This is a genomic window from Kitasatospora sp. NPDC057518 (genome assembly GCF_042802075.1).
Classification (GTDB): Bacteria; Actinomycetota; Actinomycetes; order Streptomycetales; family Streptomycetaceae; genus Kitasatospora.
Genome location: NZ_JBHVEU010000011.1, coordinates 33,406 through 48,037, shown reverse-complemented (window position 1 = coordinate 48,037; position 14,632 = coordinate 33,406). Strand labels below are relative to the sequence as shown.

Annotated in this window: 11 protein-coding genes; 6 read left to right on the top strand and 5 right to left on the bottom strand. The window is 74.6% G+C overall.

Going from position 1 to position 14,632, the window contains the following annotated elements:
- Positions 1–161: 161 nt before the first annotated feature.
- The 3 genes from ACFU7Z_RS02405 to ACFU7Z_RS02395 all read right to left on the bottom strand — a co-directional run bounded on the left by ACFU7Z_RS02405 (position 162) and on the right by ACFU7Z_RS02395 (position 3,593).
- Positions 162–971: an aminoglycoside N(3)-acetyltransferase gene (locus ACFU7Z_RS02405; protein WP_380775433.1), complete on the bottom strand. Its 810-nt coding sequence runs from the start codon at positions 969–971 to the stop codon at positions 162–164.
- 98 nt (positions 972–1,069) lie between these two features.
- Complete coding sequence (locus ACFU7Z_RS02400) at positions 1,070–2,191, bottom strand: alkene reductase (protein WP_380775431.1); 1,122 nt, start codon at positions 2,189–2,191, stop codon at positions 1,070–1,072.
- A gap of 34 nt (positions 2,192–2,225) precedes the next feature.
- Positions 2,226–3,593: a condensation domain-containing protein gene (locus ACFU7Z_RS02395; protein ID WP_380775428.1), complete on the bottom strand. Its 1,368-nt coding sequence runs from the start codon at positions 3,591–3,593 to the stop codon at positions 2,226–2,228.
- 244 nt (positions 3,594–3,837) lie between these two features.
- Between ACFU7Z_RS02395 and ACFU7Z_RS02390 the strand changes: the two genes are divergently transcribed.
- The 3 genes from ACFU7Z_RS02390 to ACFU7Z_RS02380 all read left to right on the top strand — a co-directional run bounded on the left by ACFU7Z_RS02390 (position 3,838) and on the right by ACFU7Z_RS02380 (position 9,097).
- On the top strand, positions 3,838–5,142 hold the full coding sequence (locus tag ACFU7Z_RS02390; RefSeq protein WP_380775426.1) for an MFS transporter: 1,305 nt from the start codon (positions 3,838–3,840) through the stop codon (positions 5,140–5,142).
- 141 nt (positions 5,143–5,283) lie between these two features.
- Positions 5,284–6,462 (top strand): serine hydrolase, encoded by a 1,179-nt coding sequence (locus tag ACFU7Z_RS02385; RefSeq protein ID WP_049656527.1) that lies wholly within the window; start codon positions 5,284–5,286, stop codon positions 6,460–6,462.
- 175 nt (positions 6,463–6,637) lie between these two features.
- Complete coding sequence (locus tag ACFU7Z_RS02380; RefSeq protein WP_380775424.1) at positions 6,638–9,097, top strand: penicillin acylase family protein; 2,460 nt, start codon at positions 6,638–6,640, stop codon at positions 9,095–9,097.
- A 75-nt stretch (positions 9,098–9,172) separates the two neighbouring features.
- Here ACFU7Z_RS02380 and ACFU7Z_RS02375 read toward each other — a convergent pair whose 3' ends face one another.
- Together ACFU7Z_RS02375 and ACFU7Z_RS02370 are read right to left on the bottom strand one after the other, a co-directional pair.
- Positions 9,173–10,462: a cytochrome P450 gene (locus ACFU7Z_RS02375; protein ID WP_380775435.1), complete on the bottom strand. Its 1,290-nt coding sequence runs from the start codon at positions 10,460–10,462 to the stop codon at positions 9,173–9,175.
- 26 nt (positions 10,463–10,488) lie between these two features.
- Complete coding sequence (locus ACFU7Z_RS02370) at positions 10,489–11,844, bottom strand: glutamine synthetase family protein (RefSeq protein ID WP_380663819.1); 1,356 nt, start codon at positions 11,842–11,844, stop codon at positions 10,489–10,491.
- Between the two features lie 422 nt (positions 11,845–12,266).
- Here ACFU7Z_RS02370 and ACFU7Z_RS02365 point away from each other — a divergent pair, with 422 nt between their 5' ends.
- From ACFU7Z_RS02365 to ACFU7Z_RS02355, 3 genes are read left to right on the top strand one after another with little or no spacing between them, the layout of a single operon-like run.
- Entirely contained in the window at positions 12,267–12,455 is a 189-nt protein-coding gene (locus tag ACFU7Z_RS02365; protein ID WP_049656520.1) for a ferredoxin, read from the top strand.
- A gap of 3 nt (positions 12,456–12,458) precedes the next feature.
- Positions 12,459–13,781 carry an NAD(P)/FAD-dependent oxidoreductase gene (locus tag ACFU7Z_RS02360; RefSeq protein ID WP_380775422.1) on the top strand — a complete coding sequence of 441 codons (1,323 nt, stop codon included), beginning with the start codon at positions 12,459–12,461 and terminating at the stop codon, positions 13,779–13,781.
- A 10-nt stretch (positions 13,782–13,791) separates the two neighbouring features.
- Positions 13,792–14,598, top strand: coding sequence for an acetoacetate decarboxylase family protein (locus tag ACFU7Z_RS02355; RefSeq protein WP_380775420.1), 807 nt, complete (start codon positions 13,792–13,794; stop codon positions 14,596–14,598).
- Positions 14,599–14,632: the final 34 nt, after the last annotated feature.

Sequence of the window (14,632 nt, the reverse complement as noted above, 5' to 3'; positions counted from 1 at the left end):
GGTTCGCAATTGCCCCGCTGTGGCTCCCACCCCCGCCTTGCGATGCCCCCACCCCACCGCCCCCCCGCCCGCCCGGGGGGCGGACGACGGGAGTTTGAAGACACGCCCGAGGGGGTTCGGGTCGGCGGTTCCGCGCGCGCTGCGGGGACCGTCGGCCCGGCCTATGCCTCCCCGGGGCCGTCCGCCGCCCGCAGTTCGGTGAGGCGGCGGACGGCGAAGGGTATGAGCTCGCGGACCGGGACCAGGCGGCAGGGCGCGGCGCCGACCAGGACCTCGCGGATGCCCGCCAGCTCCTCGAACTCCCGCCCCACGACCGGGAAGTGGGTGTCGTTGTCGTCCCCCACGTCCGGTGCCTCGATCCAGACCCGCTCGCCCTGGATCGCCATCGGGAAGCGGCGGAGCTTGAGCCGGCGGTTGGGGGCGAAGGTCTCGGCGTAGTGCAGGAAGGTGTTGCGGTTGTGGCCGACGCCGACCAGCAGCACGTGCCCGCCGAGGTCGTGCAGCGCGCCGAACGGCGACTCCCGGCCGACGGCGAAGCCGAGCGAGCGCCGGGCGGTGACCTCCCGGGCGTGCGCGCCGACGGCGGCGACCGAGACCTGCGGGTGGGTGCTGCGCAGGCTCTCCGGCAGGGCGCGCAGCGCCTCCGCGACCGCGCCCGTGTCGCAGGGGAGCCCGGCGTGGAACAGCGGGACGGCGGCCCGGAGTTCGGCCAGCGCGGGGCCGGGCGGGCCGCTGTGCCCGGGGGCCGGGTCGTGGACCGTGCCGGAGGTGAAGGCGGGCACGGCGACGGTGCCGCCGGGCCCGACCGCCTCGCGCAGGCCGGCCACCACGGCCGCCGCGCCGCCCTCGACCCGGCCGAGGCTGGAGAGCGAGGAGTGCACGATCAGCGCCATGCCCTCACGGACGCCCACCCGGTGCCAGCCCTCCACGAGGTCGGCGGTGGTGAGCGGGCGGGTGCCCGGTGTGGTCATGGTGCCCCCTGGTGACGGCGGTGCGGTTGGTACTGGATGGTTCGGGGCCGACCATAGCGGGTGGCACTGACAGTGGGTCAGGACGGGGGTGCCCTGGGTCAGCTCGTGGTCGGCCGGACGGCGGGGCGGCCGGCCGGGAGGCGGGGGTAGTCGGTGTAGCCGGTGGCCTCCTGGCCGTAGAGGTGGGTGGGGTCGACGGGGGTGAGCGGGGCGTTCGCGGCGAACCGTTCCGGCAGGTCGGGGTTGGCGATGAAGGCGCGGCCGTAGGAGACCAGGTCGGCCAGGCCGGCGGCCAGCACGGCCTCGCCGCGCTCGCGGTCGGTGGCGGCGCGGTTCTCGCCGACGTTGCCGATCAGCGGGCCGGACCAGCGCGGGCGCAGGTCGGCCAGGGCCGGGTAGTCGTCGTTGTCGGTGAGGTGGAGGTAGGCCAGGCCGAGGCCGTCGAGTTCGGCGAGCAGGGCGCGGTAGACGGGGGCGGGGTCGGCCTCGTCCATGCCGAACTGCGGGTTGCCGGGGGACAGTCGCAGGCCGAGGCGGTCGGGGCCGATGGCCTCGGCGACGGCGGTGACCAGTTCGATCGGGAAGCGCAGCCGGTCGGCGAGGGTGCGGGGGCCGTACTCGTCGGTGCGCAGGTTGGTGTTGTCGGCCAGGAACTGGTGGATCAGGTAGGAGTTGGCGCCGTGCAGTTCGACGGCGTCGAAGCCGGCGGCGAGGGCCAGGCGGGCGGAGTCGACGTGGTCGGCGACGGTGCGGTGGATCTCCTCGCGGGTCATGGCGCGCGGGGTGACGGCCTCGGCCTTGCCGCCGTCCTTGACGTGCACCGGGCCCGGGGCCGGGACGGCGGAGGGGCCGGCCGGGACGTCGCCGAGCAGCCGGTTGAGCGGGTGGCCCTGGCGGCCGCCGTGCATCAGCTGGGCGGCGATCCGCCCGCCGGCGGCGTGCACGGCCCCGGTCACGGCGCGCCAGCCGGCCGCGTGCGCGGGCGTCTCGAGGCCGGGCAGGCGCCAGCCGGACTGGCCCTGCCGGCTGGGCCAGATGCCCTCGGTGACGATCAGGCCGGCGCTCGCGCGCTGGGCGTAGTACTCGGCGACGACGGGCAGCGGCGTGCCGTCCTCGGCGGCCCGGTAGCGCGTCATCGGGGCCATGACGACGCGGTTCGGCAGGTCGAGCGCGCCGAGGCGGTACGGGGTGAGCAGGGATGCGGTGGCGGTCGTGGTCATGCCGGTACGGTAGAACTTGACATCAGTGTCAGGTTCAAGCGCCGACGGCCGCTCCGTCCGCCGGCGCGGCAGCCTCGGTGAGGATCAACTCCTCGATCCCGTACAGGAACCGCTCCATCGCGGGGCGCGGCAGCAGGGCCGGGTCCGCCGTCATGGCCAGGCTCAGCGCCTCGGCGGACTGCAGGGCGTCCAGGGCGTAGGTCAGGCCGGGGCGCGGCTCGAATTCCACCGGCCAGCTGAGGGTGGTGTGCTCCTCGCCGGGGGCGGCCGGGGCCGGGAGCAGCTCCCGGGTGTCGTTGAACACGCAGGAGCGGTCGGCCAGTTGGACCCCCTCGGCGGTCAGTCGGTCGATCTCGGCGGCCAGGGCCAGCCTGTCGTAGTACGCGTGGCGGTAGGTGCCGATCGCCGCGGCATGGGTGCGGCGCACGACCTCGCCGAACTCGGCGGTGGCGTCCGGGAGATGGAAGAGGCCGTCGCCCGCGATCACACCGACCGCGTTGGCCAGCTCCGGCAGGAAGCGGTTGTTGACCACGACGTTCAGCACGGCCTCGGTGGAGCCGGCGAGCCGGGCGGTCATCGCGGCCGTCGCGGCGAGCAGCACCGAGCCCGTGCTGACCCGGTGCCGGGCCGCGACCCGCTCGACGGCCCGGGGCAGGGCGGGGGAGCGGAGCACCGCGTTCGGGAACCGGGCGGGCTCTGCGGTGGTCGGCGGGAGGGGGTGGGACGGGAAGAGTCGGGGCGGGCCGAGTCGGAGCTTGCGCACGAACTGCTTGCGGGCCCCCGCGTCGCGCCGCAGGCCGCGTTCGGAGGTCTGGAACTCGGCTTCCTCCAGCGGCTGTTGGGCTGGTTCGCGCAGCTCGGCCAGCTCCTCGGGGGAGCTGCCGAGGCAGAGCGCGGACAGGTCGGCGACCAGCCGGCTCATCCCGGAGCCGTCCACCGCGGTGTGCGAGAGCACCAGGCTGATGTGCCGGACCAGCCCGCCCGCCGTCACCGCACCGATCCGCACCGGCCACTGGGCGGCGGTGTCGAAGGGCTGTGCCGCCAGCTCCTCGTGCAGTCGGGTGCCGAGTTCGGCCGGGTCCTCGTGCTCCCCGGCGGGCCACAGGTGGACGTCCAGGGTGCCTTCGCCGTCGACGAGTTGGCGGAGGCCGCCGGCCTCGTCGGGGAGCAGCCGGGTGTGCAGCGAGTCGTGCAGGTGCAGCAGCCGCTCCAGGGCGGCGAGCAGGACGGGCAGGGGCAGTCCCGGGTCCAGCGGCGCGGCGGTGGCGATGTTGTAGCGCGGTGCGTCGGCCGGCGGCAGCCGTCGGACGGCGTCCCAGATGGCCCGTTGGCCCCAGGTGGCCGGTCCGGCCCCGGTCCGTCCGGACGAGAAGGCGAGCTCCAGCAGTTGGGGAGTGGTCACCGATCGGCTCTCCGTAGTGCGGTGGTCGTGGCGTCGTGGCGTCGTGCCGGTGCGTTGGGAGCGCGGGTGCTGCTGGGGAGAGTGTGGCGCACCGCCCGCCGCGCGTCGAGGGTCGTGCGGCCGTCCGCGCCCGGCGGCCGTCGGGGGTTTCGGGGCTTCCAAAAGTCTCTTGATGTGAAGTATCTTGATATCGAGATTGATGCCGATCGCGCGACTCGCGCCACGCACACGACGGGGGCCTGCCATGCGGGGGAACGGACTGATAGCGCAGCTGCGGCGGCCGCCGGGCGGGCGGGACGCGCGGATCATGCTGCTGGCGCAGTGCGTCGACCGGACCGGCACGGGGGTGTGGGCAGCGGCCTCGGTGCTCTACTTCACCTACGTCTGCGGGATGGACGCGCGGCAGCTGGGACTGCTGCTCGGGGTCGGGGCGGTGGCGGGGATCGCCGGGTCCCCGCTGGCCGGGCGGGCGGCCGAACGGGTGCCGGTGCGGTGGCTGCTGATCGGCTGCCACCTGCTGCGGCTCGGGGCGATGGGGCTGCTGCTGGTGGTCGACGACTTCGCCGCGCTGCTGCCCGTGGTGGCCCTGATCTGCCTGGCCGAACGGGCCGCCAAGACCCTGGAGATGCTGTTCGCGACCCGGGTGGCGGGCGAGCGGCGGGCCACCTACCAGGCGCTGTTCCGCAGCGTGGCCAACGCCGGGTACGCGCTCGGCGCGGGTGTCGCGGCGATCGGGCTGGCGGTCGGGACCACCGCCGCCTACCGGGTGCTGATCCTGGCCAACGGGCTGTCCTACGTGCTGGCCGCCGTGCTGGTCTGGCGCACCCGGGAGCCGTCCGGGCGCGGCCTGGTCGCGGCGAAGGCCGGGGAGGCGCCCGCCGGGGCGGCGGCCGCCGCGCCCAGCCCCTGGCGCGACCGGGGCTACCTGCGGTTCGTCCTGCTGGACATGCCGCTGAACCTGGACGACTCGGTCCTCAACGTCGGGCTGCCGCTCTGGCTGGTCCACCACACCGGCGCGCCGCACGCCGTCGTCCCGGTCTTCCTGGTGCTCAACACGGTGCTCGTGGTGCTGCTGCAACTGCGGGTCTCCGCCTGGGCGGAGGGCGCGCTCGGGGCGGCCGCGGCGGTCCGCTGGTACGGGGTGACGGTGCTGGGCGGCTGCCTGCTGATCGCGCTCGCCACCGGCGCCGGGCCGGTCCTGGCCTCGGTCGCGCTGCTGGCCGCGGCGATGCTGATCACGCTGGCGGAACTGCTGCGCTCGGTGAGCTCCTGGGAGCTGGCGGTCGTGCTGGCCCCGCCGGGCGCCCAGGCCTCGTACCTCGGGGTCGCCGGGATGTCCCAGTCGGTGCAGAAGTCGGTGGGGCCGCTGCTGCTGACCGGGGCGGTGATGGCGGCCGGGCCGGTCGGCTGGCTCGGGCTCGGCGCGGCGACCGTCGGCCTCGGCGCGCTCCAGCGCCGGGCCAGCCTGCGGCGGCTGGCGGCGCTGGGCGGGGCGGCCGACGGTGCGGGGGCCGAGCCGGCGCGGCCGGTCACGGCCTCGGTGGGCTGAGTCGCCACGGAGTCGGTGCGGGGGAGTCCCGGGGGGAGTCCCGGGACGGCGCTGGGGGACGACTGGGGGACATCCCCCATTCCTCCCCCAAGTAGCGGAGCACCGCGGCCCGTTCGGGCCGGAACCGGTTAGCGTGCGGCCATGACTTCGATCATGGGTTCGACCCTGCGCAGGCACCTCGTCGTGGCGGCCGGCGTCACCGTGCTGCTCGCCGCCAACGCGGCCACCGCCGTCGCCCGCCCGGCCGGGCCGTCCGTCGCCGAGCAGTTGCGCCGGGACGCCGCGGCGATCCACGACCTCGGCATCAGCGGCGTGCAGGCCCGGGTGATCGGGCCCGACGGCCGCCAGACGGTCGCCACCAGCGGCACCGCCGACGTCACCACCGGCCGCCCGGTCTCCCCCGACGGCTACTTCCGGATGGCCAGCACGGCCAAGACGATGGTCGCGACCGTGGTCCTCCAACTGGAGGCCGAGGGGCGGCTGTCGCTGGACGACACGCTCGGCCACTGGCTGCCGGAGGTGGTACGGGCCAAGGGCGGAGCCGGCGGCGGGACCACCGTCCGCGAACTGCTCCAGCACCAGGGCGGCATCGTGGACCACCTGCCCGGATACGACTCGAAGGACGGGTACGAGCGGGAGCGCTACAAGGTCTACCAGCCCGAAGACCTGGTGGCCGGGGCGGAGTTCGGCACCGACAAGAGCTGGAGGTACTCCAATGTCGGCTACCTCCTGCTCGACATGGTCGTCGAGCGGGCCACCGGCCGCCCCGCCCACCGGGAGGTCGAGGACCGCATCCTGCGCCCGCTCGGCCTCGACCGGACCCGGCTGATGGGCACCTCGCCCACTCTGCCCCGGCCGCACGCCCAGGCCTACCAGCTCTTCCCCGAACCCGACGGCCGGGTGGACGTCACCGAGCAGGTGCCGATGGACCAGGGGCTCTCCTGGGCCACCACCACACGGGACGAGAACGTCCTCCTCCGCGCACTGCTCGCGGGCCGGCTGCTGCCGGCGCGGCAACTGGCCGAGATGCAGCGGACGGTGACCGTGGACGACCAGACCTCGGAGATGTGGCACGGCGGCGAGTACGGGCTCGGCCTGGTCAAGCGCTCGCTGACCTGCGGCGGGACCTACTGGGGCCACGACGGCGGGGACGGCGGCTTCATCACCCTCAACGGCGTCACCGAGGACGGGAAGCGCAGCGCCGTGGTCTCCATGTCCGAGGCGCTCGGCGACAGTTGGGACCACATCAAGGCCCAGGAGGACGCGGCCTCGAAGCTGATCGACCACGCCCTGTGCGCCGGGAGCCCCCGCGCCAGCTGAGCGGGCGCCGGCGGGGCGTCGGACCCTGTGATCGACGACCGCATCGTCCGAGGGGAGGGTCGTGCGGGTAGGGAACGTCTCCTCCCCGGGGTGTACACGGATAGGTCGTAGGGTCGAGGGCAGGTCGTCCCGAGGGGCGATGACCGGCGGGTGCCGGCGGCCACAGGGTGAGGCCATGACGGAAGTGAAGAACATGAAGGAACGTCAGTTCCCATCGAAAATAAGGCGGTTCACCTCGGGCGCGCTAGCAGTCGGGCTGACGTCCGCGCTGCTGACGGCCCTGGTGCCCGCCGTGGCCCAGGCCGCCGGCACCGACCTCGGGGCCGGCCCGGACGCCGACCGGGGTGGCTGGACCGCGAAGATCAGCCGGACCGAGTACGGCGTCCCGCACGTCCTCGCCCGTGACTTCGGCGGCCTCGGCTACGGCTACGGGTACGCCTTCGCCCAGGACAACCTCTGCCAGCTCGCCGACCAGGTGCTCACCGTGCGCGGCGAGCGCTCGCGCCACCTCGGCCCGGACGGCGAGTCCGTGGACCGGGTGAGCAACCTGGTGAGCGACACCTACCAGCAGGGCCTGCTGCGCGCCGGGACGGTGCGGCGGCTGCAGGCCGCCCCCGCGCCGCTCGGTCCGACCGACGAGGTGCGGCAGCTGGTGGACGGCTACGTCGCCGGGTACAACCGCTACCTGCGCGACACCGGCCCCGACCACCTGCCGGACCCGTCCTGCCGGGGGAAGGCCTGGGTCGGGCCGATCACCGCGGACGACCTGTGGAACATCCTCTACTCCGCCAACACCCTGGCGGGCAGCGGCGCCGCCAAGCAGCAGATCGCCACGGCCGTCCCCGCGGCCTCGACCGGGCCCGCATCCGGCGCGTCGCGCGCCGAAGCCGCCGGACCCGCGGCGGACGCACCCCGGATCGCCGCCCCCGGGCACTCCGCCGACAACCCCGAACTCGGCAGCAACGCCTGGGCGATCGGGCGCGACGCCAGCCGCGACGGCACCGGCCTGCTGCTGGCCAACCCGCACCTCCAGTGGGCCGGCGAGCAGCGCTTCTACCAGGCCCAGCTGACCATCCCCGGCGTCCTGGACGTCGCCGGCGCCGGACTGTACGGCATCCCGTTCCTCCAGATCGGCCACACCCGCGGCCTCGCCTGGAGCCACACCACCAGCTACGCCGACCACTACACCCTCCACCGGCTCAGCCTGGTGCCCGGCGACCCGACCGCGTACCTGGTGGACGGCAAGGCCGAGCGGATGGCCCAGGAGACCGTCAAGGTCACCGTCCGGGCCGCCGACGGGACGCTCTCCACCGTCGACCGGAGCCTCTACCGCTCCCGCCACGGCTACGTCCTCGCCGACGGCTGGACCGGGGAGCACGCCTACACCCTCGGCGACGCCAACGCCGAGAACCTCCGCTCCCTGAACCAGTGGCTGGCGGTCGGCCGCGCCCAGAACCTCGACCAGCTCCGCCAGGCCCAGCGCACCTACCAGGGCCTCCCGTGGGTGTACACCACGGCCGTCGACTCCACCGGCACCACCTGGTTCACCGACGCCTCCGCCGTCCCGAACCTCCCCGACGCCCAGCGCGACCGCTGCCTGGTCGCGGGCGGCGGCTTCGGACAGGTGCTGGACGGCTCGACCGCCGCCTGCGACCCGGGCACCGACCCGGACGCGCTCGTGCCCGGCGTCTTCGGCCCCGCCAGCCAGCCGGGCCTGACCCGTACCGACTACGTCGCCAACTCCAACAACGGCCCGTACCTGACCAACGCGGAGGCCCCGCTCACCGGCTTTCCCGCCATGTACCAGGGCGCCTCCGCGCGGATGCTGCGCAGCCAGCTGGGCCTGCGGATGATCGCCGACCGCCGGGCCGGCACCGACGGCCTCGGCGCCCCCGGGTTCACCCTCGGCTCGCTCCAGGCGACGATGTTCGGCAACCGGGTGCAGAGCGCCGAACTCGACCGCGACGACGCCGTGGCGCTGTGCCGCGCCCACCCGGAGATCGCCGCCTCCGACGGCAGCCGGGTCGACGTCCGCCCGGCCTGCGACGCGCTCGCCGCCTGGAACACCCGGGCCGACGCCGACAGCCGGGGCACCGTGCTCTGGCAGGCGTACCGGGACGCGCTGGCGGGGACCGGCACGACCGCCTGGCAGACGGTCCCGGCCGATCCGGCCCGGCCGCTGACCACCCCGCGCGGCATCGACGCCGCCAACCCCGAGGCCCAGCGCGCCCTGGCCGACGCGGTGAAGGGCATGGCGGCCCGCGGCCTGCCGGTGGACGCCCCGATCGGCCTCGTCCAGCGCTGGGCGGGCATCCCGCTGCACGGCTGCTCCCACCAGCTGGGCTGCTTCAACGTGCTGACGGCGGGGCCGGATTCGGGCACCGGCGGCGGCACCTACCCGACGAACCTCGGCAGCGTCCCGCACGGCGGCACCTTCCTGATGGCCACCGAGCTGACCGACCGGGGTCCGCGCACCAGGACGCTGCTCACCTACGGCGAGTCCGCCGACCCGACCTCGCCGCACTTCACCGACCAGACCCGCGTCTACGCCCGCAAGCAGTGGGTGACCGAGCGCTTCACCGAGGCCGAGATCCGCTCCGCGCCGGGCCTCGGCGTCACCGTCCTGCGGCGCTGACGCGCCGTCGTACGGGCCTCCGGGCCGCCGCCCGTCCCCGGACGGCGGCGGCCCGTCCGACCTCGTGCGGCGGGGTCAGGCGAGGGTGACCTCGACCGGGAGCCGCTTGATGCCGTTGACGAAGTTGGAGCGCACCCGCGGGACCTCCCCGGTGAGTTCGATGCCCGCCAGCCGCGGGATCAGCTCCTCGAACATGATGCGGATCTCGGTGCGCGCGAGCAGGTTGCCCAGGCACAGGTGGGGGCTGCCCTTGCCGAAGGTGACGTGGTCGTTGTCGCGGCGGGTCACGTCGAAGTCGTAGGGGTTGCCGAAGACCTCCTCGTCGCGGTTGCCGGAGGCGAACCACATCACGACCTTCTCGCCCTCCCTGATCCGCCTGCCGCCGAGTTCGACGTCTCGGGTGGCCGTGCGGCGGAAGTGGTAGACGGGGGAGGCCCAGCGCAGGAACTCCTCCACCGCGCCGGGGATGAGGGACGGGTCCTCCCGGAGGCGGGCGAGCTGCTCGGGGTGCTGGAGGAGGGCCAGCATGGAGTGGCTGATGGTGTGCCGGGTGGTCTCGTTGCCGGCGACGACCAGGAGCAGGAAGTAGTTGTCGAAGTCCTGCGGCGAGAGCGGCACCCCGTCGCGGGGGGTCTCGTTGACCAGCCTGGAGACCAGGTCGGTGCCGGCGCCGCCGCGCCGCTGCCGGGCGAGTTCGCGGCCGTAGGCGAAGACCTCCAGCGAGGCGGGCGAACGGAACGGCAGGTCGCGGTACTTCTCGCTCTCCGCGCTGTGCAGCAGGACGTCGGCGTAGTCCGGGTCGGTGTTGCCGATGATCCGGTTGCCCCAGTCGATGAGCTGCTGGTTGTCCTCCGGGGGCACGTCCAGGAGGCGGGCGAGCACGTTGATCGGGAAGTCGGCGGAGACCTCCTTGACGAAGTCGAAGCGGCCCTTGGCCAGGGCGGCGTCCAGCGTGGTGGCGGTCAGGCCGCGCAGGAAGTCGGCGTAGCTGTTGATGACGCCCGCGCCGAACTGGCGCTGGAGGATGCTGCGCAGGGCGCGGTGGCGGACCCCGTCCAGCTCCAGGATGGAGGCGCGCTTCTTGATCTGGTCGTCGTCGACCTCCTCCAGGTTCACGAACCTCGTCGAGGTGAAGGTCTCGGCGTCCCGGTCGACGCGGGCGATGTCGGCGTGCCGGGTGACCGCCCAGAAGCCGGAGTTGGGCGCCTCCTCCGGCTGCCAGTGCACCGGGTCCTGGTGGCGCAGGGTGTGGAACATCCGCCACGGGGTGACGCCGTCGGTGAAGTTGTCGAGGTCGGCCAGGTCCACCTGGTCGAGGGGCAGCGGTTCGTCGATGGCGCCGGAGGCGGGCGGCGTGGACGGCACGGTGGTCACGGTTGGTCTCCTCGGTCTCACAGGTGGTACGCGTACTCGGTGAACTCCCAGTCGGTGACGTGCCGTTGGAAGCGGGCGACCTCGTCGCGCTTGTACGAGAGGTAGGCGTCGACGAAGTCCCGGCCGAGCACCCCGGTCAGGGCCTGGTCCGCCTCCAGGGCGTCGAGCGCCTCGGGCAGGGACGTCGGCAGCAGCGCGGACCTGGCGCGGTCGTAGCCGTAGCCCTCCAGCGGGGCGGCGGGCTCCTCGCCGGCGAGGACGCCCAGCAGGGCCGCCGCGACGGTCCCCGCGATCAGCAGGTAGGGGTTGGCGCTCGCGTCCCCCAGCCGCAGCTCGAAGCGGCTGCCGGAGCCGCGCTCCGGCGGGATCCGGACCATGGCGCTGCGGTTGTCCAGCCCCCAGTCGATCAGCCAGGGGGCGAGGGTGTCGGGGCCGAAGCGCTTGTAGGAGTTGACCGTCGGGTTGGCCAGTGCCGCGAGCGCCGGGGCGTGGGCGAGGACGCCGGCCACCGCGTGGCGCGCGGTCGCGCTGAGCCCGTACGGCGCGGCCGGGTCCGCGAAGACGTTGCCGCCCGCGCCGTCCACGCAGGACAGGTGGAGGTGGAAGCCGGAACCGCCGGCGCCCTGGAAGGGCTTGGCCATGAAGGTGGCCAACCGGCCTTCCTTGCGGGCGAGTTCCTTGACCGCGGACTTGAAGCGGAAGGCGCGGTCGGCGGCCGCCATGGCGTCGGAGTGGTTGAGGTTGATCTCGAACTGGGAGCCGTCGAACTCGTGGTTGCCGTTGGTGATGCCGATGCCGAGGTCGCGCAGCAGGCGCAGGGTGCGCAGCAGGTGGTTGTCGGCGTCCGCGCGCAGCCCCGCCGTGTAGACCACGCCGGCGGCCTCGCTGTAGCGGCGCCAGCCCTGTGGCGTCCCGGGTGCGGCGTCGCACAGGAAGTACTCCAACTCCGGCCCCACGACCGGGTGCAGGCCGTGCTCGCGGCACCGGTCGACGACCGTGCGCAGCAGGTCGCGGGGGGATTCCGGGGCGGGCCGTCCGGTGGCCGGGTCGGTGACGTCGCCGAGGCAGCTGGCGACTCCGGGCTCCCAGGGCAGGGCGGCCAGGGTGTCGAGGTCGGGGCGCACGCAGATGTCGGGCAGGCCGGCGTCCAGGCCGCCGGGGACGGGGACCACGTCGCCCTGGGGGCTGGTGTGGTAGACGGCGCGGCAGAAGGCGAGGCCGTGTTCGCAGGCCGAGGGCAGGTGGTCCAGCAGGACGTCCCGGGCCCGTTCGGTGCCGATGAGGTCGGGATAGGTCACCCGGACCACGTCGATGCCCTGGGCAGCCAGCCGCTCCAGGTGGTGGCGGACGGGCGGGATGTCGGATGCGCTCACCGGTGTCTCCTCTGGGGGAAGTGGGGCGCCTCCCCGCGTTCACGGCGTCGGGAGGGCCAGGGCGCACGGCAGTGGCGGGGTGGGGGAGGGGGCGCGGCGGCTTCGGGCTGCGGGGTGGGGCAGGACACGCTCGCTCGCTGGTGGCAAACGGTAGGGACGCCGGTCGCTCTCCCGCAAGGGGTCTGCCTCAGAAATTTATCCATCCGGATAGCTCTTGACCAGAGGCCGGCTGCTTCCTATGTTATTTGACATCAAACGTTTTGGCGGTCGCTCGTCACCGCCTTCCTCGGCGGCCATCGCCCCCAGCCTCCGGCGTCCGCCGCCCCCTCGGCCGTGATCCGGCCCCGCGGCCCCACGCCCCCCGCGATCCCCCCGTTCCCTCCCTTTCCCGCGACGCTCCCCCACCACCAGGAGGACCGGCCATGAAGGTCGTCGTCGACATGAACAAGTGCCAGGACCACGGCCAGTGCGTCTTCGCCGCCCCCGACGTCTTCCGCTTCGACGAGGACGGACACCTCGCGTACGTCGCCCACCCCGACGAGGGCCTGCGCGCCGACGTCGAGGAGGCCGCCGACGTCTGCCCGCTCCAGGCCATCCGGATCGAGGACTGAGCCGTGACCGCACCCACCGCCGGGGCCGGCACGCCGACCGCCGGGGCCGGCGCACCCGTCGTCGTGGCCGGCGCCTCGATGGCCGGGCTGCGCGCCGCCGAACAGCTGCGCGCCGCGGGCTGGGACGGGCCGATCACCCTCGTCGGGGACGAGCCCCACATGCCCTACAACCGGCCCCCGCTGTCCAAGGAGGTCCTGGCGGGCACGGCCTCCTTCGACTCGCTCGCCCTCCGGCCCCGGGCCGGCGTCTCCGACGTGCACTGGCGACTGGGCACCGCGGTCGTCCGGGCCGACCTCGACCGCCGGACCGTCGAACTCGACGGCGGCGAGACCCTGCCTTACCGGGCCCTCGTCGTGGCCACCGGCATGCGCGCCCGGCGGCTGCGCTGCCCCGGCCCCGCCACCGGGCGGCACACCGTCCGGACCCAGGCCGACGCCCGGGGGCTGCGCGAGGCGCTGACCCGGCCCGGCGCGCGGGTGGTCGTGGTCGGAGCCGGCTTCATCGGCTGCGAGGTGGCCGCCACCGCCGTCGCCCTCGGCGCCGCCGAGGTCACCGTCGTCGACCCGCAGCCGCTGCCCATGGTCGGCCCGCTGGGCGAACTGCTCGCCGGGTCGCTGCTCGGGCGGCACCGGCGGCGGGGCGTCCGCTTCGCCCTCGCCACCGGGGTGACCGGCTTCCGGGGCGAGGAGCGGGTCACCGGGGTGGCGCTGGCGGACGGCCGGGTGCTGGCCGCGGACGTGGTGGTGGAGTCGGTCGGCTCGGTGGCCAACACCGAGTGGCTCGAAGGCAACGGCCTGGACCTCTCCGACGGCGTGCGCACGGACGAGCACCTGCGGGCCGGCGGGCGGCCGGAGGTGGTCGCCGTCGGTGACGTCGCCCGCTTCCCCAACGCCCGGTACGACGGCGTCCCGCGCCGCGTCGAGCACTGGTCCATCCCCACCGACACGGCCAAGCACGCCGCCAGGGTGCTCGCCGCCCACCTCGCCGGCGCCGACCACGGTCTCGCGCCGTTCGCCCCGCTGCCGACCTTCTGGAGCGACCAGCACGACTTCCGGCTGCAGTCCTTCGGCGCCCCCGGCCTCGGCCGGGACGACGCGCGCGTCCTGGCCGGCGACCTCGACGGCGACCCCGACGGGGACGTCCTGGTCGGCTACCACCGGGCCGGCCGCCTGGTCGGCGTCGTCGCCCTCGGCGGGCGGGGCGCCGCGGCGGCCGCCGCCCGCTACCGCGCCGAGCTGCTGCGGCGGCCGGACGTCGAGCAGCCGGCCGTAGAGCAGCCGGCTGTAGAGCAGCCCGCTCTCCCCCACCCCGCTCCCACCGCGTAAGGAACCCCAAGTGGCCAGTGTCCGTGGATACTTCCACCCCAAGACGGCGACCGGCGACTCGTCGCTGATCCCCCCGCCGCCGTGGCGCTACTCCGGCGACCTGCTCACCGTCGAGTACCGCACCGACCCGGCCCGGGTGCGCGAGCTGCTGCCCGAGCCGCTGGAACTCGCCGAGGAGGACCCGGGCGCCGTCGCGCTGATCTGGGCCGACTGGCAGTCCTGCTCCGACTCCGGACGGGAGCTGCTCGACCCGGTGCGCGCCCAGTACAAGGAGGCGTTCGCCGTCGTCCGCTGCGCGTACCGGGGGCGGACATACAGCCGCTGCGCGCACATCTGGGTCGACAAGGACTTCGCGATCGCCCGGGGGCTGCACCAGGGCTACCCGAAGAAGCTCGGCTCCATCCACCAGACCCGGCCGCACCCGTACGGGCCCGCCCCGCGGATCGAGGCCGGTGCCCGGTTCGGCGCGACCCTCGCCGCCGCGGACCGGCGCCTGGCCCAGGCCGTCGTCACGCTGCGCGAGCCGTCGGAGAGCAACGGCTTCGTCAACGGCCACCCGATGCTCCACCACCGCTGGCTGCCCTCCATCGAGAAGGGCAAGGGCCTCGCCCTGGACGAGCTGGTCGAGTCCGGCGCCGCCTCCTTCGAGGCCGGGCAGCCCTGGGTGGGCGACGCCGAGCTGGAGCTGTTCGAGGCGCCCACCGAGGAACTGGCCCGGCTGGAGGTCCGCGAGCCGATCGCCGCCTACTACCGGCAGGTCGGCGTGGTGTGGGACGGCGGCCGGCTGCTGGAGTCCGGCACCTCCGGCGCCGAGTGACCCCCCGCCGCACCGCCCACGAGGATCCCGGAGA

Coding starts and splice junctions, on each gene's coding strand:
- ACFU7Z_RS02380 (WP_380775424.1), top strand. CDS start 6,638: ATGACGGAAGTGAAGAACATGAAGGAACGTCAGTTCCCATCGAAAATA.
- ACFU7Z_RS02385 (WP_049656527.1), top strand. CDS start 5,284: ATGACTTCGATCATGGGTTCGACCCTGCGCAGGCACCTCGTCGTGGCG.
- ACFU7Z_RS02400 (WP_380775431.1), bottom strand. CDS start 2,191: ATGACCACGACCGCCACCGCATCCCTGCTCACCCCGTACCGCCTCGGC.
- ACFU7Z_RS02365 (WP_049656520.1), top strand. CDS start 12,267: ATGAAGGTCGTCGTCGACATGAACAAGTGCCAGGACCACGGCCAGTGC.
- ACFU7Z_RS02405 (WP_380775433.1), bottom strand. CDS start 971: ATGACCACACCGGGCACCCGCCCGCTCACCACCGCCGACCTCGTGGAG.
- ACFU7Z_RS02390 (WP_380775426.1), top strand. CDS start 3,838: ATGCGGGGGAACGGACTGATAGCGCAGCTGCGGCGGCCGCCGGGCGGG.